Origin of the sequence: Pimelobacter simplex (genome assembly GCF_024662235.1) — a bacterium.
Lineage (GTDB): Bacteria > Actinomycetota > Actinomycetes > Propionibacteriales > Nocardioidaceae > Nocardioides.
In genome coordinates this window covers 5,074,241-5,096,533 of sequence record NZ_CP096276.1, presented here as the reverse complement: position 1 = coordinate 5,096,533, position 22,293 = coordinate 5,074,241, and the positions used below count along the sequence as shown (strand labels likewise).

Sequence of the window (22,293 nt, the reverse complement as noted above, 5' to 3'; positions counted from 1 at the left end):
TGGCGGGCGACGGGTCAGCGAGAGCGCATCGGCACCCAGGCCGTGGCGGTGAACGTCGGCGGGTCGGTACGACGGCGTACGTCCAGGTGGCCGCCGACCGCCTCGAGCCGGCGCCGCATGCCGTCGAGGCCCTGGCCACCGCCGGTCGGGGGCGGCAGGGTCGGGGGCGCGGAGGCGGCGAGGGCGATCGGCTGGGTCTCCGCGAGGTGCGGGAGGTCCTCGGGGACGGCGTTCTGCACCTCGATGCGCAGGTCGCCCTCCCAGTGCCGCTCGACCAGGACCGGCCGGTCTCGGCGACCGTGCTTGATGGCGTTGGTGAGCATCTCCTGGAGCACCCGGAAGGCGACCACGCCGAGCTCGGGCGGGAGCGGCTGCGGCGTCCCGACCTCGGTGGTGACCACCTCGTGCCCGCTGGCCCGGACCCCGTCGACGAGGCTGTCGAGGTCGGCGTGCCGGGTGGCCGGCGGGGTCTGGCCCTGGTTCTGGCTCGCGGTCGAGGAGAGCACCTGGCGGACGTCGTCGAGCGAGGAGCGTGCCGACGTGGCGATGTTGGACATCGTGATCTTGAGGCCCTGGGTGTCGGCGTCCTCGAGGTACTGCGCCGACTCGGCCTGGGCCAGGATCACCGCCAGCGAGTGCCCGACGACGTCGTGGACGTCGCGGGCGAGCTGGGCCTGCTCCTCGCGGAGCTGGGCGATCTCCTCGGCCTGGTCGCGCTGCGCCTCGGCCGCGACCTGGGAGCGCCGGGAGAGCTCGGATCGGGCGGCGAAGCGGAGCGCGAGCCCGAGCAGCCAGGGCGTGGCGAGCAGGGCGATGCCGACGACGGCGCCGATGAGCCGCCAGTCGAAGCGGCCGGTCCGGTAGGCGTCGGCGGCGATGCCGTCGATGCCGATGATCTGGAGCGCCTCGTAGAACTCGTAGGGACTCAGCCACACGACCGCGACCACGGCGGCGAGCGGGATCGAGAGCCCGCTCAGCCACACGGTCGGGATCCGGCCCCAGCGGGCGCAGCCGAACGCGACCGTGGCGAGCAGCACCTGGGTCAGCAGCGGGTGGGTGCCCGACTGCACCTGCACCCCGGCCGTGACCCAGGCGGCGGCCAGCGCCACGCCGGGCAGGGCGCGGGAGAGGCCGACGGCGAGCGCGATGCCGGCGACGACCAGGACCGCGACCCACGGGTCGTCGTAGGCATAGCGGTTGACCTCCGCCATCCCGAGGACGAACGTCGCCAGGGCCGCGGCGGCGTCCGGCAGCCAGCGCGTCACCTGCTTCACGCCGTCACCTCCGCCGTGGCCGGACCCACCGCCCGCCGCCGCGCGGACCAGCGCTGGACCGGCTGCTCGACGTACCGCCACGACAGGGCGGCCGCGACCAGGGTCAGCAGCGCCGCGGGGAGCGCGGGCAGCCACTGCGCGAGCGGGTAGTTCCACAGGTACGCCGCGTAGGACACGGTCCCGAGCGCGACCAGGACGCGCAGCGGACCGGTCACCGTGGTCCACTGCCGCCAGGCGAGGATCAGCACACCGGTGAGCACGGCGATGGCCGGACCTCCTGCCAGGTACGTGAGGACATGTCCCCGCAAGGGAACCACACTCAGCACGAGCAGCACGGCGAGGGCGGCGGGTGCCGCCCAGGACGGGACGGCGAGCCGGTCGCCGCACAGCCGGACGGCGGCGCCGACCACGAAGCACAGCGCCCAGCTGGTCGGCAGCGAGTACGCCAGGTCGGGGTCCTCGGCGAGCCACCAGGTGGTCGCCAGGCAGGCCAGCGTGGTGAGCAGTCCGGCGACGACGAGGGCGCGACGGCGGCCGAGCAGCATCAGGGTGGCCGGCCAGACGAGGTAGAACTGCTCCTCGGTCGCGAGCGTCCACAGGTGGAAGGTCGCGTCGCTGGCGTGGCCGAACGGCAGGTTGCCGGTCCAGGTCAGCGCCCAGAGCACGGTCCAGCCGAGCTCGCCGCGGTCGCCGAGCGGGTTGAACGCGAGCGTCACGACGACCACGCCGGCGACGAGCACCACCAGCGGCGGCACGAGCCGCAGCGCGCGGCGGGCGTAGAAGTCCCGCAGCCGCGGGCCCTTCTCCAGCACGCCGGTGATCAGGTAGCCCGACAGCGCGAAGAACATCACCACGCCGACCACGCCCGCGCCGGGCGCGAGGTCGGGCAGCGCGTGGCGCAGGATCACCAGCCCGACCGCGATCCCGCGGAGCAGGTCGAGCCCGTCGATCCTCACCGGTGCGCGGCCCGGACGAGCTCGTCGAGCAGGTCCGGGTAGGAGAGGCCGGCGGCGGCGAACATCCGCGGGGCCTGCGAGTGCTCGGTCATCCCGGGCACGGTGTTGACCTCGTTGAGGACCGGTCCGGCGTCGGTGAGGAAGAAGTCGATCCGGGCCAGGCCGGCGCAGCCCAGCGCCTCGTAGGCCGTCACGGCGGCGTCCTCGAGCGCCTTGGCCTCGGCCTCGTCGACCGCGGCAGGGATCCGGAAGTCGGCGTGGCCGCCGTACTTGGCGTCGTAGTCGAAGAGCCCGTCGACGACGATCTCCAGCGCGGGCGGCACCAGCAGGCTGCCGTCGGCACGGCGCAGCACGGCGACGTCGATCTCGCGGCCGGTGACGACGTCCTCGACCAGGACCCGGTCGTCGAGCGCGAAGGCGGCGTCGAGCGCGGGCCGCAGCCCCTCGGGCCGGTCGACCAGCGTGACGCCCTGGCTCGACCCGGCGGCGACCGGCTTGACCACGACCGGGTGCGACCACGCCAGGTGCGCGGCGGTGGCGGCGGTGACCAGGCGGCCGGGTGCGGTGGCCAGGCCGACCGCCTGAGCGACGAGCTTGGTCGCCCACTTGTCCATCGCGAGCGCGCCGGGACGGATCCCGGAGCCGACGTACGGCAGGCCGGCCAGCTCGCAGAGAGCGGCGAGCGCGCCGTCCTCGCCGCGTGGACCGTGCACGACGGGGAAGACCACGTCGCACCCGCGCAGCACCTGCACGGCACCGCTGAGCCCGATCGGTCGCCCGCCCCGGTCGTGCCAGGTGCCGTCGCGGCCGATGGTGAGCGGGACGACGTCGTACAGCGCGGGGTCGAGGGCCGTCGCGACCGAGGCCGCGGAGGCCAGGGAGACGTCGTGCTCGCAGTTGTGGCCGCCGCCGATGACGGCGACCCGGGTGCGGGTCCTCATGCCAGGCTCCTCAGGTGGGGCACCGCAGCGGTCCGGCGCGCGACCCGCGCGCCCAGCCCGGTGACGATCTCGTGCTCGATGGTCCCGGCCCAGCCGGCCCACTCGGCGACGGTCGGCTCGCCGTGCGCGCCGGGGCCGAAGACGGTGACCGGCTCGCCCGCGTCGGCGCCGCAGGCGCCGAGGTCGACGACGACCTGGTCCATCGAGATCCGGCCGACGACCGGGCGCCGGGCGCCGCGGACCAGCACCTCGGCCCGGTCGGACGCGACCCGGGGCAGGCCGTCGGCGTAGCCCAGCGGCACCAGCCCCAGGTACGTCGACCCGCCGGTGCGGTGCGCGTGGCCGTAGCCGACGCTCGTCCCGCCGCGCACGCGTCGTACCTGGACGAGGGGGGCGGTCAGCGTCATCGCCGGCGCCAGCGCGGTGCTCCGGGACGGGTCGATCCCGACCAGCCCGGCGCCGACCCGGCTCATCGTGTGGTGCGTGCGCGGGTCGGTGAGCGTCGCGGCGGTCGCGGCGAGGTGGCGCTGCCGCGGGCGCAGGCCGGCGGCACGGGCGACCTCGACGGCCCACGCGAAGCGGTTGCGGCCCAGCGCGTTGCACGCGTCGGCCGGGTCGTCGGCGCAGCCCAGGTGGCCCATCACTCCCACCACCTCGACCGCGCCGCACAGCTCGGCGCGACGGGCGATCCGGCACAGCTCGGGCCACGCGGCGGGCTCGGCGCCGTCGCGGGCCATGCCCGCGTCGACGTGCAGGTGGATCCGGGTCCGGCCCGGCGCGGCGACGACCGCACCCAGGTGGGCCGCGCTCGGGATCGCGACCTCGACGTCCTGCGCGGTGGCCGCGGCGAAGTCGGCGTCGACCGGGTTGAGCCAGCTCAGCACCGGCGCGACCAGGCCCGCCTCGCGCAGCGGCCACGCCTCGGCGAGGCTGGTGACGCCGAGCCGGGTGGCACCGTGGGCGAGCGCGGTCCGGGCGACGTCGAGAGCGCCGTGCCCGAAGCCGTCCGCCTTGACCACGGCCATCAGCTCGCCGTGGGTGCTCGCGGCGAGCCGCTCGGTGTTGCGGGCGACGGCGGTCAGGTCGACGCTCAGTTGCGGACCCGCCACCACGGCCGGCCCGCTCGTCCGGGTCTGCACGGCCAGTCCGCCGTTCATGCCGCCACCGCCGCGGACAGCGGCCCGTAGAGCGCCTGCGGGGCTCCGGTGGTCAGCGCCCAGTAGCGGTCGCCGTAGCTCCAGTGCCACCACTCGGTCGGGTAGTTGACCAGCTCCTGCTCCTCCAGCACGTCGGCCAGCAGCGCGCGGTGCGCGCGGGCGTCCGGGCCGATCCCGGCCGCGGCGAACCAGCAGCGGCCGTCGCTCTGCTCGGGGGTCGCGTCGATCGCCGTACCGAGGTCGAGCTCGTCGCCGAGCACGTCGACCAGCGTCAGGTCGACCGCGGCACCGGCCACGTGCGGCGCGACCTCGACCGGCGCCACGAACCGGCTGCTCAGCCGGGCGAGCTCGACCGCGTCGATCTCGGGGTGCAGGGCGCGCAGCTCGCCGTCGTACCGGGCGATGATGGCGCGCTGCTCCGCGACCGGCCGGAACCCCTCGACCACCCGGAGCCGGACCCCGGCCGGCAGCCGCCGGTCCGCCGCGACCAGCCGCTCGGCCAGCCCGGCACGCACCAGCGCACCGGCCGGGGACAGCTCGTGCGGGAGCCGCACCAGCGGCTCGCCGTTCTCGACCACGGGCACGGCCCGCACGCGGGGATCGGACAGGAGGATCGTCATGTCTCCACGCTAGGAAGCGGGGAGGGTTCACCACCTCAGCCTGAGGTGCCGGGCGGCGGTCCTCAGGTGCCGGGCCCGTCAGTCGGTGGGACGACAGCCCTCCGTCGGGACCGGCACGGCGCGCACCTCGCCCATCGCGCTGGACGCCCGGGCGCGGCCGAGGTTCCACTCCAGCCAGTCGTCGTCCGAGCGGCTCCAGCCCGACAGCGCGCAGGCCCGCTCGGCGGCCGGCAGCTCGGAGAGGACCGGGACGGCGTCGTCGGAGAGACCGTCGAGGTAGGCCCAGTCGACGCGTCCGGTCTGCTCGTAGCGGTCGAGGTTGTGCCGGGCGATCCACGCGTCGGGGTTGGCCGCGGCGAGGCCGAGCAGGGCGACCGTGCCGCTGATCAGGGCGAAGCGGGGCAGCCAGCCCGCCTTGAGCACGAGACCGGCGGCCATCACGGCGAGCACGAGCAGGCCGAGCCAGGCCTCGAAGACGTCGACCAGCAGGCGGAGCCGGGTGAACCCGTAGGCCTCCTGGTAGACGTCCATCCGGTACAGCGCGGACGCGACGACCACGAGCGTCTCGACGCACAGAGCGCCGAGCGCGCCGCGCAGCCAGAGCCGGTCGGACGCCGTCGCGCGGGGCGCCTTGCGCGCGGCGACGGCGATGACGAGCAGGGTCAGCACGGTGGCGACGGTGAGCTGGGCGAAGCCCTGGTGGACGTACTCGGCGTAGGTCAGGCCCGTCGTCCGGCGCAGGTAGGCGTGGCCGCCGAAGACCACCGTGGCCTGGGCGACGAGGAAGACCGCGAACATCGCGACCACCACGAGCACCGGGGCGAGCCACTCGTAGCGCCGGGCGACCGGCCGCGAGCCGGGTGTCGCGCCCGTGCGCTCGCGCTCGAGTCGCGGCGGGTTGAGCGCGAGGTACGCCGCGGCGAGCACGGTGCCGCCGACGGCGACGGTGACGAAGCCGCGCAGGACGACGTTCTCGGCGCTGAGGTCGGGGACGACCGCGCCCAGCCACTCGGCGACGAGGGCGTCGGCCGAGGCGAAGAGCGCGCCGAAGACGACGAGTCCGAGGGCCGACCAGACCAGCGTGCGGACCAGGGCCGCGCCGTGGCCGAGGCCGGGCAGGGCGCCGAGGGTGCGGCCCAACCAGGGCAGTCCGCGCAGACCCGCGGCCGGCCACATCACGCCGGCCAGGAGGAAGCCGCCGAGGGTCCGGCCGCGGGTCACGCCGACGACGCACACACCGGCGCCGGTCAGGAGGCACAGCACGACGATCCACTCCGCGTCGCGGACGACGGCCGTGCCGGCGAGCAGCACGCACAGCGCCGCGCAGGTCAGCGTGAACGGGTCGCGCCGCCGCGGGCTGGCGACGAGGACGACGGCCCCCGCGCCGAGCAGCACCAGGAAGGTGCCGATGCCGAGGGCGCGCTCGGGCAGCACGAGGCCGCCGAGCAGGCCGGCGCCGAGCGCGCCGAGGAGCAGGCCGACCCGGGCCGGTACGCCGCGCTCGGGCCAGAACGTGCCGAGCAGGTCGTCGGTCACCGGCACCCCGGCCACGGGGGCGGGGACCGGGGCCGGGGCAGGCGCGGGGGCCGGGACAGGGGGCGTCGGCGCGGGCATCGCGACCTCCTGGGGTCGAGGGGTGGGGGCGAGCGGGAGGTCGACCCGCACCCGGGCACCGGTGGTGCCGGGGACGGGGTCGACGAAGCCGATGGAGCCGCCGTGCAGGTCGGTGACCCAGCGGGCGATGGCGAGACCGAGCCCGGTGCCGCCGGTCGCGGCCGACTCGGGGTGGGTGCCGAACGGCGCGAACACGCGCTCCCGCTCTGCCGCGGGGACGCCCGGCCCGGAGTCGCGGACCTCCAGCAGGTAGCGCTCGCCCTGCGGTCGCGCGGTGACCAGGACGGTGCCGTCGGCCGGGCTGTGCCGGGAGGCGTTGTCGAGCAGGTTCGCGACGAGCTGGTGCAGCCGGGCCGGGTCGGCGACGACCACCAGGTCGGGCGGGGTGACCCGGACGTCGTACTGGACGCCGCGGCCGAGCGCCTCGGCCTCGGCGACCGCGTCCGCCAGCAGCACGGCGAGCGGAACCGGCCGGGCGGCGAGGGGCGCGCGGCCGGCGTCGACCCGGGCGAGGTCGAGGAGGTCCTCGACGAGACCGCTCATCCGCTCCGCCTGGGCGAGCGCGGTGCCGAGCGCGTCGAGGTCGCGCGGACCGACGCCGTCGATGACGTTCTCGAGGACGGCGCGCAGCCCGGCCAGCGGCGTGCGCAGCTCGTGGCTGACGTTGGCGACGAGGTCCCGGCGCTGCTTGTCGACGCCGGCCAGGTCGCGGGCCATCGTGTTGAAGGCGCGGGCCAGCTCGCCGACCTCGTCGCGCGAGGTGTCGGTGACCCGGACGTCGTAGTCGCCGGTCGCCATCCGTCGCGCGGCCGCGGTCATCTGGCGCAGCGGCGAGGTCATCCCGACGGCGAGCAGCTGGGTGAGGGCGAGCGCGAGCCCGATGGTGACCGGGATGCTCAGCCAGGCCGGTACGCCGCCCGCGGTGCCGATCGCGCCGACCGCGGCGGCGAGCGTCGCGCTGGCCGCGACGAGGAGGCCGAGCTTGACCTTGATCGAGCGGACGCCGACGAGCGGCTGGGCGCTCACGGCCGGTCGCCGCCGATCTCCAGCGCGTAGCCGACCCCGTGCGCGGTGCGGACCAGGTCGGCGCCGACCTTGGCCCGCAGGCCCTTGACGTGGCTGTCGACGGTGCGGGTCCCGGTCGCGCCGTCCCAGCCCCAGACCTCGGCGAGCAGCTTCTCCCGGGTCACCACCGCGCCCGGGGTCGCGGCCAGGCACAGCAGCAGGTCGAACTCGGTGGGCGTCAGCCGCACCTCGTCCTCGCCGCGCCACACCCGCCGGGCCGGTGCGTCGACCCGCAGGTCACCGAGCTCGAGGGCGCGCCGCCCGGCCAGCTCGGCCGCGCGGTCCACCCGGCGCAGCAGGGCGGACACCCGGGCGACCACCTCGCGCATCCGGAAGGGCTTGGTCAGGTAGTCGTCGGCGCCGACCCCGAGCCCGACCAGCACGTCGGCCTCGTCGGCGCGGGCGGTGAGCATGAGCACCGGCACCGGGCGCTCGGCCTGGATCCGCCGGCACACCTCGTGGCCGTCGTACCCGGGGAGCATGACGTCGAGCAGCACCACGTCGGGCGCGTGCTCGGCGTGCGCGGCGACGGCACCCGGCCCGTCCCAGGCGCGGACGACGTCGTACCCCTCGGCGTCGAGGCGGTCGGCCAGCGCCTGGTTGATGACCGGGTCGTCCTCGACGACGAGGACCGTCCGACGGCGCGCGCTCTCCATGCTCCGAGGCTACGAGCGTGGCGGGCCGGGAAGCGGGGACGACGTGTGGAGGTTCTGTGCAGATCGCCGACGGCGCCGCGTCAGCGGTAGGTCACGCGGCGCACCAGCACCTCGAACGGCCCGCGCCGCCCCCGCCGGGCCAGCCCGTCGGCGAGCACCACGGACCCCGCCCAGACCGCGGTCGCCAGCAGCGCCGTCGTGGCGACGGTGAGCCGCCCGGAGAGGTCGAGCAGGAAGGGCGTGAACACGATCGCCCACGCCACCGACTGCAGCAGGTAGCAGGTCATCGAGCGCTGCCCGGCCGCCGCCAGCGCGCCGACCACGCGACCCGGCGACCCGCCCCGCCTCTCGAGCCGCTGGGCCAGGAGCGTGACGAGCGCGGCGTACCCCAGGCCGCCGAGCACCCCGGTCGCGGCGTGCAGCGGCCCGATCAGGTCGAGCACGTCCTGGCCGGGCACCTCCCTGACCCCGGCCAGGACCAGCGCGACCGGCTGGGCCCCCAGCACCGCGACCGGTACGCCGACCGCGGCGATCGCCACCAGCGCCCGCCGGGTCTCCGTGGGCCGCTCGAGCAGCCGGCGACGTCCCGCCCACAGCCCGAGCAGTGCCGGGCAGGCGAAGCCGAGCGGACCCAGCAGCGCCACGATCGCGAGGCCGATCGGGCGGTCGGTGAACAGCGCGGCGAGGTCCGGCGGCAGCATCGAGGAGTCGGGCCGGTCGGTGCTCACCGACGAGGAGCCCTCGGAGGGCAGCGCGTTGAGGACGAAGAACAGCGCCGCGGTCACCAGCAGCCACCGGTCGTGCCAGAACACGACCCAGGCGCCCACGAGGAGCAGCACGCCGTACATCGCGAGGATGTCGCCGACGTAGAAGAACAGGCCGTCGACGAGGCCGACGGCGATGAGCACCCCCGCGCGGCGCCAGAGCAGGTGCCGGACCTCGCGCCGGGGTCGGTCGCCCTGGCGGCGGACGATGTGCGCGACGCCGTACCCGAAGAGGAAGCCGAACATCGGGAACGCCCGGCCGTCCACGAAGGTCGAGATCACCCAGGTGACCGCGTGGTCGAGCGCGGAGCCCGCGACGGGGAACCCGCCGCGCACCGCCTCACCGGCCCCGAGGAAGTAGTGCGTGTTGGCCAGCGCGATGAACAGCAGCATCCAGCCCCGCGCCAGGTCCGGCCCGAGCGCCCGCGCCGACAGCGCGATCGGGCCCGTGGACGTGCTGGTCACGGGCCCAGTCAACCCTGCTCAGCGCTGGGAGTACGACCGCCCGGGCTGCGGCGCGCCGAGCAGCTCGCTCACGGTGACCAGGTGGTAGCCCTGGCGGCGCAGCAGCTTGATCACCTTGGGCACCGCGTCGACCGAGGTCCGGTGGATGTCGTGCATCAGGATGATCCGCCCCGGCCGGGCACCGCCGCGGACCTTGGCCACGATCGGCGGGACCGCACGGTTCTTCCAGTCGAGGGTGTCGACGCTCCACAGCACCTGGGCGAGCCCGAGGCTGCGCGCGATCCGCAGGACGCGGGCGTCGCTGGCGCCGTACGGCGGGCGGAACAGGGTGGGCTTGTGCCCGGTGACCTGCTCGACCAGGAGCTGGGCCCGGACCAGCTCGCCGCGGATCGCCCGCGGGCGCAGCGTCGTGAGCTGGCGGTGGTCCCAGGTGTGGATGCCGATCTCGTGGCCCTGCCGGGCGACCCGGGCGAGCGTCTCGGGATAGGTCTGCACCTGCTGGCCGAGCACGAAGAACGTCGCCGGGGCGTCCGCGCGGCGCAGCACGCGCAGCAGCCGGTTGGTGTCGGTGACCGGGCCGTCGTCGAAGGTCAGCGCCACGCACTTGACCTTGCGGCAGTTGACGCGGGGCTTGTCCGTGCCGCCGGTCGCGCCACCGGTGGCGCCGTCGGTGGCGCCGTCGGTGGCCGGCGGGGTGGCCGGGTCCGTCGGGTCCGTGGGCGCCGTGGTCTCGGGGGACGGCGGGACGCTCGGCAGGTCGTCGCCCAGCGGCGGCTGGTCGATGGCCGCCTGGCGCGCCCGCTCACCGAAGGGCGAGAGCAGCGCCGCCGTGGCGGCCTCGTCGAGCACGACCGCGACCACCCCGGCGCTGCCGGGCGCGACGTCGTACTGGGCGAAGCGGACGCGGAGCCGTCCGTCGTCGGTGAAGTCGACGTCGGGCGCACCCTGCTCCAGGCTCGACGAGACGAGCGACCGGTCGATGTCGGGGTCGTCGATCGCCGCGAGCACCGCGGTCTCGAGCGCCGCAGGACTGCGGACCAGCCCGGCGTTCGCCCGCAGCCGGCCGGAGGCCCGGTCGTACCACCAGGTCCGCCCGGCGGTCTCGCCGTTGGCCCCGGCGAACAGGTAGCTCTCCAGCCGCACGCCGACGACCTCGTCGTCGTCCGCGACCAGGCGCCACGCGATGTTGAGCTCGGGCGCGGACGTGCCGCCGTCGGTCTCGCCGTACTCGTGGGTGAACTGGTCGACCGTCGCCTTCACGTAGCGATCGAGCGCCTTGCTCAGCCGCTGCGCGTCCCGCACGTGCGGCCAGGTCGCGTGGAAACGCGGGTCGTTCGAGCTCAGCGACCGCGTCTGCACCTCGGGCTCGGCGTGCTTGCCCCGCGGTTCGGGACTGGTCGCATCGGCGTTGCACGCGGCGAGGGCCGCGACGCAGACGAGCAACCAGGGGACGACCAGGCCGGCGTTCCGGCGACGGTGGGGGGAGAGGCGCACACAGGTGAGACGCACGGCGAGGCGAAGTGGTTGCCCCGACCTGACGTGCGCGACGCCACATTCTGCGGGCTGCTCGCGGATCACTCCGCCGGCGCGCGTTTCAGGTCCCGCACCAGTCCGACGAGCGCGAGGACGAAGAGCAGGCTCGCCGCCACGAACGCGAGGACGAGGGGCGCGACGCCGATCACGAAGTCGAAGCCCCGGCCGTCGGCGTCGACGTCGAGGTAGCGGCAGCGCACCTCGGTGAGGCCGACCTGCCGGATCGTCCCCGTGCCCTCGGTGCCGATCGCGGTCGCGTTCTCCCCGCACGACCCCGCCAGCTCGATCGCCTGCATCGCGCAGAGCCCGGCGATGCCCCCGGACAGCACGAGGGCGACGAGCGGGAACCGGAGCCGGCGCCGGCTCATGCGCCCGACCACTCCGGCCGCAGCACGCTGTAGAGGTAGAGGTCGCGGAAGGCGCCGTCGCGCCACTGCGAGCCGCGCGCGGTGCCCTCGCGGGTGAAGCCGGCCTTCTCCAGCGAGCGCTGCTCGGCGTGGTTGGCGACGTCGGTCGCGGCCTCGACGCGGTGCACCGAGGTGTGCCGGAAGAAGAGGTCGACGAGGGCGACCTGGGCGGCCGTGCCGGCGCCGCGGCCGCGGGCCTCGGGGCGCAGCCAGATGCCGATCATGGGGTTGCGGGAGTCGGGCATGGGGCCCCACTGCTGCCAGATCCAGGTGACGTCGCCGAGCAGCACCCCGCCCCCGTCCCGTACGGCGAACGCCCCCGGCTCGCGCAGCACCGCCGGCGGTGGGCCCGATCGCCGGGGTCGCGGTCCGAAGTCGTCGAAGGGCGAGTCGCCGCCCGCGAGCAGGGGCAGGTCGGCCTCGGTGACGGGTTCCAGCCGGATCTCCATGCCGACGATCGTGGCACGGGGCCGGATCAGCAGCCGCCGACGACCTGGCCGACGACCTTGCGCAGGGCGCGGCGCAGCACCTGCTGCTCCTCGTCGTCGAGGACGTCGAGGACGAGCTTGCGGACGTGGGCGACGTGCGCGGGGGCGGCGGCGACCAGGACGTCGTACCCGGCGGGGGTGAGGATCGCGTGGGTGAACCGGCCGTCGCTGGGGTCGGGCTCGCGGCGGACCAGACCGCGCTTCTCGAGGCGTCTCATGAGGTGCGAGAGGCGGGAGAGCTCGGAGCCGGCGAGCAGGGCGAGGTGGCTCATCCGCATGGTGTGCCCGGGCTGGTCGGAGAGGCCGGCCAGGACGTAGTACTCCAGGAAGCTGAGGTCGGCGTCGGCCTGGAGCTGTCCACCGAGCGCGCCGGGCAGGGTGCTGAGCACCAGGTGCAGGGCCTGCCAGGTCTCCAGCTCGTCGGGAGTCAGCCAGCGCGGCTCGTCGGGCATGGTCGCAGTCTAGGCGACTTGAATGTTCAAGCCAATCGGGTCTAGGCTTCTCATGAACATTCAAGTCATCACAAGGAGAACCTCGTGAACGTCGTCGTCTGGGTCGTCACCGGCCTCCTCGCCGCCCTCTTCCTCATGGCCGGCACGATGAAGCTGGCCAAGTCCAAGGAGCAGGTCCTCGCCGACCCGCGGATGGGCTGGGCCGAGGCCTACTCGCCCGCGATGCTCAAGGTCATCGGCGGTGCCGAGGTCCTCGGCGCGCTCGGCCTGGTCCTGCCCGGCGCGCTCGGGATCGCCACGGGGCTGGTCCCCGCCGCCGCGATCGGCCTCGCCGTGATCATGGCCGGCGCGGTGCTCACCCACCTGCGCCGCAGCGAGATGCAGAGCGTCGTGATGAACGTCGTCCTGCTCGCGCTCGCCGTCTTCGTCGCCGTCGAGCGGATCGGGCCGCAGGCCTTCTGAGCCGTGCTCAGCGCCGGCTCTTGATCGACTTCATGGTCAGCCGCGAGTCGACGCGGCTGATCGCGGGGTCGCCCATGAGCCGGGTGCTGAGCCACTGCTCGTACGACTCCAGGTCGCGGGTGCGCACCCGGATGAAGTAGTCGGGCAGGCCGAACATCCGGCGGAACTCGACGACCTCGTCCATCGCCGCGGTGCGCTCCTCGAATGCCTCCACGGTGACCCGGTCCTTGGCCACGATCTCGGCGTGGATGATCACCTCGAAGCCCCGGCCCAGCGCCACGTGGTCGACGGTCGCCGTGTAGCCGGTGATGATCCCCTCGGCCTCGAGCCGGCGGACCCGGCGCAGGCAGGGGGCCGGGGTGAGGCCGACCCGGTCGGCCAGCTCCTGGTTGCTCAGGCGCCCCTCGCGCTCGAGAAGATCGATGATGGCGCGATCTAGCGAATCCACGAAACTATCTTGCGCCACCGGGCACTCGCCGAGCAATCTTCGCAATCAAAGTGCGCGGCAATTCGCCTAGCGTCGACGCCATGATCCAGCACCTCCGGACGGCGGCCCGCGACGCCGGCGGCGTGTGGGCCGGGCTCTTCGCGCTGGGCATCGGCTTCGGCGTCCTGGTCACCGAGCACGGCCTGCCGTGGTGGCTGGCGCCGGTCATCTCGGGAGTGGTGTTCGCGGGCTCCGCGGAGTTCGTGCTCGTCGGCCTGATCGCCGTCGCCGCCCCCATCGCCACGGTCGCCCTGACCACCTTCCTGGTCAACAGCCGGCACCTGTTCTACGGCCTCTCCTTCCCGCTCGACCGGGTCGAGGGCCGCGCGGCCAAGGCCTACAGCGTCTTCGCGCTCTGCGACGAGGCGTTCGCGATCCTCACCGCACGCGGGGGCCGCGAGCTGACCGCGGGCCGGGCCGTGGCCACCCAGCTCGGCATCCACCTGTCGTGGGTGAGCGGCGCGGCCGCCGGCGCCCTGGCCGGGTCGGCCTTCCTGCACGGCCTGCAGGGCGTGGACTTCGTGCTCACCGCGCTCTTCGTCGTCCTCGCCCTCGACGCCTACCGGGCCGACCCTGACCGGCTCGCCCTCGGTACGGCGCTCGGCGCCGCCGGGCTCGCCTGGGCGATCGCCCCCGGCTCGATGCTCCTGGTCGCCCTCAGCGGCTACACCGCCGTGCTCGTCGTCCGGCACTGGTGCGCACCGCGGGCGGTCGAGCATGCCTGAGCCCGGGTACGTCGCCGGGGCCCTGGCCGCCGCGGTCGCGGTCACCGTCGCCCTGCGCGCGCTCCCCTTCGTCGCCAAGGCCGCGGTCAAGGACTCTCCCCTGCTCGCCGACCTCGGTCGCTGGATGCCGCTCGGCGCGGTCACCGTGCTCGCCGTCTACGGCGTCAGCCGGATCGACCTGACCGGCCCCGACCGCGGCGCCGGCGGGCTGCTCGGCGTCGCGGTCACCATCGCGGTGCACCTGTGGCGGCGCAACCTCCTGCTCAGCATCGTCGCCGGGACGACGGTGTGCGTGGCGGTCAGCTCCCTGCTCTGAGCCTTCACCCGCGCTTCATCCGCCCGGACCTACGGTCGGACCATGACCGCGCTGATGGAGCACCTGCTGGCCCTGCCGGCCTGGCTGGCGTTGCTGGCCGTGTTCCTGCTGCCCGCGCTGGAGTCGTCGGTCTTCCTCGGCTTCGTGATCCCCGGCGAGCTCGCGCTGCTGCTCGGCGGGGTGGTCGCCGGGCAGGGTCACCTGGCGCTCGGCGCCGTGCTCGCCGCGGGGGTCGCGGGCGCGGTCGCCGGCGACGCCGTCGGCTACGTCGTCGGCCGGCGCTGGGGTCGGCGGATCCTCGACGGCACCCTGGGCCGCTTCGTCCGTGCCGAGCACCTCGACCGCGCCGAGCACGCGCTGGCCCGGCGCGGTGGCTGGACCGTCCTGCTCGGCCGGTTCACCGTCGCCCTGCGGGTGCTGGTCCCGGGCCTGGCCGGGATGGGCCGGATGCCGTACCGCCGCTTCGCGCTCTTCAACGTCCTCGGCGCCCTGCTGTGGGGCAGCCTCATGGTCGCGGCCGGCTACCTCGCCGGCGCGAGCTGGCAGCACGCCCAGCACCTGGTCACCGTCGCGGGACTCGCCGCCACCGGAGCGGTCGTCCTCGTGCTCGTGGTCCGCCACCTGCGGCGGCGGCGCACTACCGTGGGGCTGTGATGCGGGCACTGGTCGCCGAGGACGACACCCGGCTCGCGGACCTCCTCGCCGAGTCGCTGGCCGAGGCGGGCTGGCAGGTCGACGTCGTGCACGACGGGCGCTCGGCCTATGACCGGCTCCTCACCGACACCGGGTACGACGTCGCGCTGCTCGACTGGATGCTCCCCGGCCGCGACGGGGTCAGCGTCGCGCGCCAGCTGCGGAGCCTCGGCCTGACCACGCCGATCCTCATGCTCACCGCGCGCGGCGACGTCCGGGACCGGATCGAGGGGCTCGACGCGGGTGCCGACGACTACCTGCCCAAGCCGTTCGACCTCGACGAGCTGCTCGCCCGGCTGCGTGCGCTCTACCGCCGCAACAGCGTGACCGGCGCCGCGCCCGTCCAGGTCGGCGACCTCGTCGTCGACCCGGTCGCGCGTCGCGTCGTCCGGCGCGGCCAGGAGATCACGCTGTCCGCGCGGGAGTTCGACATCCTCCACCTGATGGCCTCGCGGGCCGGTCAGGTCGTCACCCGGCTGACCATCCTCGACGAGGTGTGGGACGGCGAGACCGACCTGCGCAGCAATGTCATCGACGTCCACCTGGCCGCGATCCGGGCCAAGATCGACCGCCCGTTCGACACCCAGACGATCACCACCCTGCGCGGGGTCGGCTACCGGCTCGACCCCACCCCGGCGGCCGGATGACCCCGGTCCGCGCTCGGCTCTCCCGGCTCCCGCTGCGCGTCCGGCTGGTCGCGGGCTTCTCGGCGGCGACCTTCGTGGTGCTGCTCGCCGCGGGCGCGCTCGTCTACTGGCGCGTCGACTACGCCCTCGACCGCAACCTCGACGCCGAGCTCGAGCAGGCCGCGTCCACGCTCACGCCGCTGGTCGCTGCGACCGGCGAGGTGACCAACCGGGACGCCGCCGCGGCGACCGGCGTCGCCTGGCAGGTCGTCGACGCCGACGGCCTCCTGCTCGACCGCGGTGGACCCGCGGGCACCACCCCGATGCTGTCGCGCAGCCAGCTCGCCGAGGCCGGCGCGCAGACCCGCACCTTCAACGTCGGCGACTTCGACATCCTGCCCGAGGCGGCGCGCGAGCCCTACCGGGTCCAGGTCGCCGGGACGCCGACCACGCCGTCGTACCACCTGTTGGTGGCGGTCCGCCGCGACCACCGCGACGAGGCGCTGCGCGAGCTGCTGCTCCAGCTCGTCGTCGCCGGCATCGGGACGCTGCTCATCACGGCGTTCGTGGGTGACCGGCTGGCCCGGGCGGCGCTGCGGCCCGTCGAGCGCTACCGCCAGCAGGCGGCGGCGATCGCGGCCGGCGCGACGGACCTGCGCCTCGACGTACCGCCGGGGCGCGACGACGAGGTGACCCGGCTCGGGCACACGTTCAACGACATGCTGGCCGCGCTGGAGCGGGCGCTCGACCGGGAGCGGCACTTCGTCAACGAGGCCAGCCACGAGCTGCGGACGCCGATCACGCTGCTCGCCGGGCGGATCCAGCTCGCCCGCCGCCGGCGGCGTACGCCCGACGAGCACGAGCACGTCCTGAACGAGCTCGAGATCGACGTCGCCCGGCTGGCCCGGCTCGCCGACCAGCTCCTCACGCTGGGCAGCACCGCGGCGACGAGCGCTCCGCGCGAGACCGAGCACAGCGACCTCGCCGCCGTCGCGGCGCGCATGGTCAGCCAGCGCCGCGTGGCCGACCCCGGCCGGGCCGGGGACATCGTGCTCGACCAGCTCGCCACCACGGTCCCGGTCGCGCTGGCCGACGTCGAGGCCGAGCGGATCCTCGGCAACCTCCTCGACAACGCGCTCCACCACGGCGCTGCGCCCGTCCAGGTCACCGTCGACCGGCCGGCGCCGGGGTGGGCCCGGCTCCGGGTCGCCGACGCCGGGCCGGGGATGGCGCCCGACCTGCTCGCCACCGCCACCCAGCGCTTCACCCGGGCCGCCGAGGCGCGGACCCGGCCGGGCGCCGGCCTCGGACTCGCGCTCGTAGCCGCCCTGGTCGAGCGGGCCGGCGGCGAGCTGCGGCTGTGCCACGACGGGCGGCACCATCCCTCCCCCGCGCCCGGCACCCCCGACTGCGACCACGGTCCGGAGCTGACCGTGACGGTGCTGCTGCCCGCAGGCCCCGCTCAGGCCTGACCGGCCAGCACGGCCAGCCCGTCGAGCGCCCGCTCCAGCGCGAACTCCCACGCCGCGGCCGGATCGGCGACATCGCCCATCGCGGCGCCCGCCGCCGCGCCGACCCGCTGGGCGAGCGCGAAGTCCGCCCCGACGTACGTCGCCAGCCGGGCGCCCCACGCCGGCCAGTGCGCGGCCAGCTCGCCCGCACGCGGGTCGGGCCGGGCCGACCGGGCGGCGCCCCGGACCAGGTCGAGCACGAAGGTCAGGGCCGCGTCGCAGGCCACGTCGTCGAGGCCCAGCGGGGTCAGGGCGGCGAGCTCGTGGTCGTACTTCGCGATGGTGCCCGGCCCGAGGGCGGTGCGCTGGTCGGTGACGTCGAGCAGCCAGGGGTGCCGGACGAGGAGGGCGTGGTTGGCCTCGGCCACCCGGCGCACGCGGGTGCGCCAGCCGGTCCGGCCGTAGGCGGGCAGCGGCATCCGCGCGTGCACGGTGTCGGCCATCATCACCAGCAGGTCGTCGCGGCTGTTGACGTGGGTGTAGACCGACATCGTCGACAGGCCCAGCTCCGCCGCGAGGGTGCGCACGCTGACCGCGGCCAAGCCCTCGGCGTCCGCGTCGGCGAGGGCGATCGCCGCGTCGACCACCTCGGACGTGCTCACCCGGGCCTTGGGTCCGCGGCGTCCCGCGGGCGGAGCGCCGGGGTGGTCGCGCCACAGCAGGTCGATCAGCTCGCGCGGCATCAGCAACTTCCTCCGGAACTCGGGAACCTCCCGGCCATCGTAGGCGTTCTCACTCCGTACACCGCACGATGTACGCCGTACATAGTTTAACGAGAGGACTCCTCATGAAGATCACCAGCAGCGCGATCTCCCTCAACGTCCCCGACCCGGCGGCCTCCGCCCGGTTCGCGGCCCACCTCGGCTTCACCGAGGAGATGTCCGCCGACGGCTTCATCTCGCTCGGCCACCCGAGCGCCGGCGTCAACGTGATCTTCCTGCGCACCGGGCTGGCGTCGTTCAAGCCGGCCCGGATCGCCGGGGACGCCGGTCAGGGCACGCTCCTCGCGTTCGTCGTCGACGGGCTCGACGCCGAGTTCGAGCGGATCTCCGCGGCCGGCGCCACCGTGGTCACCCCGCCGGAGACCGAGCCGTGGGGCGAGCGGTTCTGCCAGTTCTCCGACGACAACGGGATCGTCTGGCAGCTCGTGGAGTGGGTGTCCTGAGTATCCGTACGGTGCCGGAGGGTTGACCAGGGGGGCACGGTGGACCCATGCGTCCCCCCACCCCCCTGATCCTCGCCGCCCGGCTCCTCGCCGTCGCGATCATCGCCCTCTTCGGCGTCGTCCTCGCCCTTCCCCGGGGCGGGGACGGCGTCGCGATCGCCGCCACCGGGCTGCTCGCCCTGGCCCTGACGGGCCTCCTCGTCGCCGGCCACCTCAGCCGCCGGGTCGGTACGGCGCCCGCCGTGGTCACCGCGGTCGGCGGCCTCGCGGTCGCCGGCGCGGAGATGTACCTCCACAGCCTCCCGGCCGACGGCGCCGACATCCCGCTCGCCGGGGTCGGCATCCTCTTCCTCGGCGTGATCGCGCTCGTCGTCGGCGCGATCACGCTCGGCCTGGGCTCCGGCCGTCAGAAGTCCTCGTCGAACCCCACGGACCCGGTCACCCCGACCTGATAGGCCGAGACCCGGCGCTCGAAGAAGTTCGACAGCTCCTGAACGTCCTGCAGCTCCATGAACGCCAGCGGGTTGGCCGATCCGTAGATCGGCTCCAGGCCCAGCCGCTGCATCCGCCGGTCGGCGACGTGCTCCAGGTAGGCGCGCATGTCGGCGGTCGAGAGCCCGGCCACTCCCTGGCCGAGCAGGTCGTCGGCGAACTGGGCCTCGGCGTCCACGCCCTCGATGAGCATCTGCCGGATCTCGGCGGCCATCTCGTCGTCGAAGAGCTCCGGCTCCTCCTCGCGCACCGTGTCGACGACGTCGAACGCGAACGCCATGTGCATCGACTCGTCGCGGAACACCCAGTTGGTCCCCGAGGCGAGGCCGTTGAGCAGCCCGCGCGAGCGCAGGAAGTACACGTAGGCGAAGGCCCCGTAGAAGAAGAGCCCCTCGATCACCGCCGCGAAGCAGATCAGGTTGAGCAGGAACGCCCGCCGGTGCTCGCGGGTCTCGAGCTGGTCGAGCTCGAAGACCTTGTCGATCCACTTGAAGCAGAAGTCCGCCTTGTGCTTGATCGACGGGATGTTGTCGACCGCCGCGAACGCCTCGTGCCGCTCGGTCTCGTCGGGCACGTAGGTGTCGAGCAGGGTCAGGTAGAACTGCACGTGCACGGCCTCCTCGAAGAGCTGCCGGCTCAGGTAGAGCCGCCCCTCCGGGGAGTTGATGTGCTGGTAGAGGTTGAGCACCAGGTTGTTCGCCACGATCGTGTCGCCGGTCGCGAAGAAGGCGACCAGCCGCGAGACCAGGTGCCGCTCGGCGTCGGTGAGCCGGCTGAGGTCCTTGAGGTCGGAGTGGAGGTCGACCTCCTCGACGGTCCAGGTGTTCTTGATGGCGTCGCGGTAGCGCTCGTAGAAGTGCGGGTAGCGCATCGGGCGCAGGGTGAGGTTCATCCCCGGGTCGAGCAGCATCCGGGTGGTGGTGGCGGTGTGGTCGGTGGCGGTCACTGGCAGGCCTCGCAGCTCTCGGGGTTCTCGAGGGAGCAGGCGATCGCTTCCTCGTCGGCGGTCGTGGGGGTGGGCAGCACGGCGACGGTCGCCTGCTGGATGCGCGAGGCGGGTCGCGAGCGCAGGTAGTACGTCGTCTTCAGCCCGCTCTTCCAGGCGAAGGCGTACATCGACGACAGCTTGCCGATCGTCGGTGCGGCCATGAAGAGGTTGAGCGACTGCGACTGGTCGATGAAGCCCTGCCGCTCGGCGGCCATCTCGACGAGCGCCTTCTGCGGGAGCTCCCAGGCGGTGCGGTAGAGCAGCCGGACGTCGGCCGGGATCGCCGCGATCCCCTGGATCGAGCCCTCGGCGCGCTTGATCTCCTCGCGGACCTCGGCGGTCCACAGGCCGCGCGCCTTGAGCTCGCGGACGAGCGCGGAGTTCACCTGGAGGAACTCCCCCGACAGCGTCTCGCGCTTGAACAGGTTGGAGACCTGCGGCTCGATGCACTCGTAGCAGCCGGCGATCGAGGCGATCGTCGCCGTCGGCGCGATCGCGATGAGCAGCGAGTTGCGCAGGCCGTGCTCGGCGACGCGCTCCTTGAGCGCGGCCCAGCGCTCGGGCTGGGTGACGGTGGCGCCCCACAGGTCGGGGTGCAGGTCGCCACGGGCGGCCCGGGTGGCGTCGTACGCCGGGTGCGCGCCGTGGACGGCGGCGAGCTCGCAGGAGACCTCGAGCGCGGTCAGGTAGATCTCCTCGGAGATCCGGGTCGACAGCGCGCGGGCCTCCGGGGAGTCGAAGGGCAGGCCGAGCGCGAAGAAGACGTCCTGCAGCCCCATCAGGCCCAGCCCGACCGGACGCCAGCGCGGGTTGGACGCCGCCGCCTCGGGGCTCGGGTAGTAGTTGATGTCGATGACCCGGTCCAGGAAGGGCACCGCGGTGCGCACGGTCGCGCGGAGCTTGTCCCAGTCGAGGTCGCCGTCGGCGAGGTGCTGGCCGAGGTTGACCGAGCCGAGGTTGCACACGGCGGTCTCGCCGTCGGAGGAGACCTCGATGATCTCGGTGCACAGGTTCGACAGGTGCACGACCGGCTGCCGCGGCCCCGGGGTGTCGGTGGTCTGGTTGCAGAACCGGTTGGCGGCGTCCTTGAAGGTCATCCAGCCGTTGCCGGTCTGGGCGAGGGTGCGCATCATCTTGGCGTAGAGGTCGCGGGCCTTGACCTGGCGCACGTACCGGCCCTCGGCCTCGATCCGGCGGTAGGCCTCGTCGAACGCGGTGCCCCACAGGTCCGGCAGCTCCGGCGCCTCGTTCGGGTCGATGAGCGACCACGTCTCGTCGGCCTCGACCCGGCGCATGAACTCGTCGGGGATCCAGTGCGCCAGGTTGAGGTTGTGGGTCCGCCGGGCGTCCTCGCCGGTGTTGTCGCGCAGCTCGAGGAACTCCTCGACGTCGGGGTGCCACGGCTCCAGGTAGACGCATGCCGCGCCCTTGCGGCGCCCGCCCTGGTTGACCGCGGCGACCGAGGCGTCCAGCGTGCGCAGGAACGGCACGATCCCGTTGGACTGGCCGTTGGTGCCGCGGATCAGCGCGCCGCGCGAGCGGACCCGGGAGAAGCCGATGCCGATCCCGCCGGCGAACTTCGAGAGCTGGGCGACCTGGAGGTAGCGCGCGTAGATCGAGTCGAGCTCGTCGCGCGGGCTGTCGACGAGGTAGCACGACGACATCTGGGTGTGCCGGGTGCCGGAGTTGAAGAGCGTCGGGCTGCTCGGCAGGTAGGCCAGGCTCGACATCAGCCGGTAGAAGCCGATCGCCTCCTGCGGGGTGCGGGACAGGCCGCAGGCCACGCGCAGCAGGAAGTACTGCGGCGTCTCCAGCACCAGCCGGGTCGTCGGGTGCCGCAGCAGGTAGCGGTCGTAGACCGTGCGCAGGCCGAAGTACTCGAAGCGGCGGTCGGCGTCCTCGTCGATCGCGAAGTCGAGCTTGCGGGCGTTGTCCTTGACGAAGGCGGCGGTCTCGTCGCCGATCACGCCCTCGGCGTGGCCCAGCGCGACGGACTGGCTGAACGAGGCCACGCCCTGGTTGCGGACCTCCTTGTCGACGTACCCGGCGAGCAGCCGGGCCGCCAGCCGCGAGTACGCCGGCTCCTCGCCGATCAGCTCGGCCGCGGTCTGGATCGAGAGCCGGTCGAGCTCGGCGGTGGTCGCGCCGTCGTACAGGCCGCTGATGGTGCGCGTGGCGACCCGCATCGGGTCGACGTCGGGCAGGTTGGCACTGACCCGGTCGACGGCGCGGACGATCTTGGTGACGTCGACGCTCTCGGTCTCGCCGTTGCGCTTGCGCACCGTCATGGTGGTGCGGGTGGGTGACTCGGTGACGGTCACTGGCTTCTCCCCTCGGAGTCTGGCTCGCGAGGGGACGACAGCAGGGGAGGCGCCCCGTCGTCGGCAGGCGCCTGCTCAGCCGTCGGCCTTCCCACGAGGCCTCGGACCACCGCAC

The 22,293-nt window shown here is 74.2% G+C and carries 24 protein-coding genes; 8 read left to right on the top strand and 16 right to left on the bottom strand.

Features of this window, described 5'->3' with window-relative positions:
• Positions 1 to 14: 14 nt before the first annotated feature.
• The 12 genes from M0M48_RS24945 to M0M48_RS24890 all read right to left on the bottom strand — a co-directional run bounded on the left by M0M48_RS24945 (position 15) and on the right by M0M48_RS24890 (position 12,392).
• A complete protein-coding gene (locus tag M0M48_RS24945) occupies positions 15 to 1,274 on the bottom strand; it encodes a sensor histidine kinase (RefSeq protein WP_257753185.1) in 1,260 nt (419 codons plus the stop codon).
• Entirely contained in the window at positions 1,271 to 2,230 is a 960-nt protein-coding gene (locus M0M48_RS24940; RefSeq protein ID WP_257753184.1) for an acyltransferase family protein, read from the bottom strand. Before M0M48_RS24940 ends, M0M48_RS24945 begins: the two co-directional genes overlap by 4 nt.
• On the bottom strand, positions 2,227 to 3,171 hold the full coding sequence (locus tag M0M48_RS24935) for a D-alanine--D-alanine ligase family protein (RefSeq protein WP_257753183.1): 945 nt from the start codon (positions 3,169 to 3,171) through the stop codon (positions 2,227 to 2,229). The genes M0M48_RS24940 and M0M48_RS24935 overlap by 4 nt, the downstream gene beginning before the upstream one ends.
• Positions 3,168 to 4,328 (bottom strand): alanine racemase, encoded by a 1,161-nt coding sequence (alr, locus tag M0M48_RS24930; RefSeq protein WP_257753182.1) that lies wholly within the window; start codon positions 4,326 to 4,328, stop codon positions 3,168 to 3,170. The genes M0M48_RS24935 and alr overlap by 4 nt, the downstream gene beginning before the upstream one ends.
• On the bottom strand, positions 4,325 to 4,948 hold the full coding sequence (locus M0M48_RS24925; RefSeq protein WP_257753181.1) for a M15 family metallopeptidase: 624 nt from the start codon (positions 4,946 to 4,948) through the stop codon (positions 4,325 to 4,327). Before M0M48_RS24925 ends, alr begins: the two co-directional genes overlap by 4 nt.
• Positions 4,949 to 5,026: 78 nt before the next feature.
• Positions 5,027 to 7,588 carry a DUF4153 domain-containing protein gene (locus M0M48_RS24920; RefSeq protein WP_257753180.1) on the bottom strand — a complete coding sequence of 854 codons (2,562 nt, stop codon included), beginning with the start codon at positions 7,586 to 7,588 and terminating at the stop codon, positions 5,027 to 5,029.
• On the bottom strand, positions 7,585 to 8,283 hold the full coding sequence (locus tag M0M48_RS24915) for a response regulator transcription factor (RefSeq protein WP_257753179.1): 699 nt from the start codon (positions 8,281 to 8,283) through the stop codon (positions 7,585 to 7,587). The genes M0M48_RS24920 and M0M48_RS24915 overlap by 4 nt, the downstream gene beginning before the upstream one ends.
• An 80-nt stretch (positions 8,284 to 8,363) precedes the next feature.
• Positions 8,364 to 9,512, bottom strand: a complete 1,149-nt coding sequence (locus M0M48_RS24910; RefSeq protein ID WP_257753178.1) for a DUF418 domain-containing protein — start codon at positions 9,510 to 9,512, stop codon at positions 8,364 to 8,366.
• A gap of 18 nt (positions 9,513 to 9,530) precedes the next feature.
• Positions 9,531 to 11,006 (bottom strand): polysaccharide deacetylase family protein, encoded by a 1,476-nt coding sequence (locus M0M48_RS24905; RefSeq protein ID WP_257753177.1) that lies wholly within the window; start codon positions 11,004 to 11,006, stop codon positions 9,531 to 9,533.
• 80 nt (positions 11,007 to 11,086) lie between these two features.
• On the bottom strand, positions 11,087 to 11,413 hold the full coding sequence (locus M0M48_RS24900; RefSeq protein ID WP_257753176.1) for a hypothetical protein: 327 nt from the start codon (positions 11,411 to 11,413) through the stop codon (positions 11,087 to 11,089).
• The gene (locus tag M0M48_RS24895) at positions 11,410 to 11,901 is read right to left on the bottom strand and encodes a GNAT family N-acetyltransferase (protein ID WP_215814117.1); all 492 of its coding nucleotides are present in this window, start codon (positions 11,899 to 11,901) and stop codon (positions 11,410 to 11,412) included. The genes M0M48_RS24900 and M0M48_RS24895 overlap by 4 nt, the downstream gene beginning before the upstream one ends.
• 26 nt (positions 11,902 to 11,927) lie before the next feature.
• Positions 11,928 to 12,392, bottom strand: coding sequence for a MarR family winged helix-turn-helix transcriptional regulator (locus tag M0M48_RS24890; RefSeq protein WP_257753175.1), 465 nt, complete (start codon positions 12,390 to 12,392; stop codon positions 11,928 to 11,930).
• An 84-nt stretch (positions 12,393 to 12,476) separates the two neighbouring features.
• On the opposite strand from M0M48_RS24890, the gene M0M48_RS24885 reads away from it, so the two are divergent.
• Positions 12,477 to 12,854, top strand: coding sequence for a DoxX family protein (locus tag M0M48_RS24885; RefSeq protein ID WP_257753174.1), 378 nt, complete (start codon positions 12,477 to 12,479; stop codon positions 12,852 to 12,854).
• Positions 12,855 to 12,861: 7 nt separating this feature from the next.
• On the opposite strand, the gene M0M48_RS24880 is transcribed toward M0M48_RS24885, so the two are convergent.
• A complete protein-coding gene (locus M0M48_RS24880) occupies positions 12,862 to 13,302 on the bottom strand; it encodes an Lrp/AsnC family transcriptional regulator (RefSeq protein WP_215814120.1) in 441 nt (146 codons plus the stop codon).
• An 80-nt stretch (positions 13,303 to 13,382) separates the two neighbouring features.
• Here M0M48_RS24880 and M0M48_RS24875 point away from each other — a divergent pair, with 80 nt between their 5' ends.
• Genes M0M48_RS24875 through M0M48_RS24855 form a run of 5 tightly spaced genes read left to right on the top strand, consistent with a single transcriptional unit; the run spans position 13,383 to position 17,173 of the window.
• Complete coding sequence (locus tag M0M48_RS24875) at positions 13,383 to 14,066, top strand: AzlC family ABC transporter permease (RefSeq protein WP_257753173.1); 684 nt, start codon at positions 13,383 to 13,385, stop codon at positions 14,064 to 14,066.
• On the top strand, positions 14,059 to 14,382 hold the full coding sequence (locus M0M48_RS24870; RefSeq protein ID WP_257753172.1) for a branched-chain amino acid transporter permease: 324 nt from the start codon (positions 14,059 to 14,061) through the stop codon (positions 14,380 to 14,382). The genes M0M48_RS24875 and M0M48_RS24870 overlap by 8 nt, the downstream gene beginning before the upstream one ends.
• Positions 14,383 to 14,424: 42 nt before the next feature.
• Positions 14,425 to 15,036, top strand: a complete 612-nt coding sequence (locus M0M48_RS24865) for a DedA family protein (RefSeq protein WP_257753171.1) — start codon at positions 14,425 to 14,427, stop codon at positions 15,034 to 15,036.
• A complete protein-coding gene (locus M0M48_RS24860) occupies positions 15,036 to 15,722 on the top strand; it encodes a response regulator transcription factor (protein WP_257754416.1) in 687 nt (228 codons plus the stop codon). Before M0M48_RS24865 ends, M0M48_RS24860 begins: the two co-directional genes overlap by 1 nt.
• The gene (locus M0M48_RS24855) at positions 15,719 to 17,173 is read left to right on the top strand and encodes a sensor histidine kinase (protein ID WP_257753170.1); all 1,455 of its coding nucleotides are present in this window, start codon (positions 15,719 to 15,721) and stop codon (positions 17,171 to 17,173) included. Before M0M48_RS24860 ends, M0M48_RS24855 begins: the two co-directional genes overlap by 4 nt.
• Here M0M48_RS24855 and M0M48_RS24850 read toward each other — a convergent pair.
• Positions 17,164 to 17,895: a TetR/AcrR family transcriptional regulator C-terminal domain-containing protein gene (locus tag M0M48_RS24850; protein ID WP_257753169.1), complete on the bottom strand. Its 732-nt coding sequence runs from the start codon at positions 17,893 to 17,895 to the stop codon at positions 17,164 to 17,166. The genes M0M48_RS24855 and M0M48_RS24850 overlap by 10 nt on opposite strands.
• A 104-nt stretch (positions 17,896 to 17,999) precedes the next feature.
• Here M0M48_RS24850 and M0M48_RS24845 point away from each other — a divergent pair, with 104 nt between their 5' ends.
• Together M0M48_RS24845 and M0M48_RS24840 are read left to right on the top strand one after the other, a co-directional pair.
• On the top strand, positions 18,000 to 18,377 hold the full coding sequence (locus M0M48_RS24845; protein ID WP_257753168.1) for a VOC family protein: 378 nt from the start codon (positions 18,000 to 18,002) through the stop codon (positions 18,375 to 18,377).
• A 47-nt stretch (positions 18,378 to 18,424) separates the two neighbouring features.
• A complete protein-coding gene (locus M0M48_RS24840; protein ID WP_257753167.1) occupies positions 18,425 to 18,829 on the top strand; it encodes a hypothetical protein in 405 nt (134 codons plus the stop codon).
• Here the strand turns inward: M0M48_RS24840 and M0M48_RS24835 are convergent.
• Complete coding sequence (locus M0M48_RS24835; RefSeq protein ID WP_215814128.1) at positions 18,784 to 19,815, bottom strand: ribonucleotide-diphosphate reductase subunit beta; 1,032 nt, start codon at positions 19,813 to 19,815, stop codon at positions 18,784 to 18,786. The genes M0M48_RS24840 and M0M48_RS24835 overlap by 46 nt on opposite strands.
• Entirely contained in the window at positions 19,812 to 22,178 is a 2,367-nt protein-coding gene (locus tag M0M48_RS24830) for a ribonucleoside-diphosphate reductase subunit alpha (RefSeq protein WP_257753166.1), read from the bottom strand. The genes M0M48_RS24835 and M0M48_RS24830 overlap by 4 nt, the downstream gene beginning before the upstream one ends.
• Positions 22,179 to 22,293: the final 115 nt, after the last annotated feature.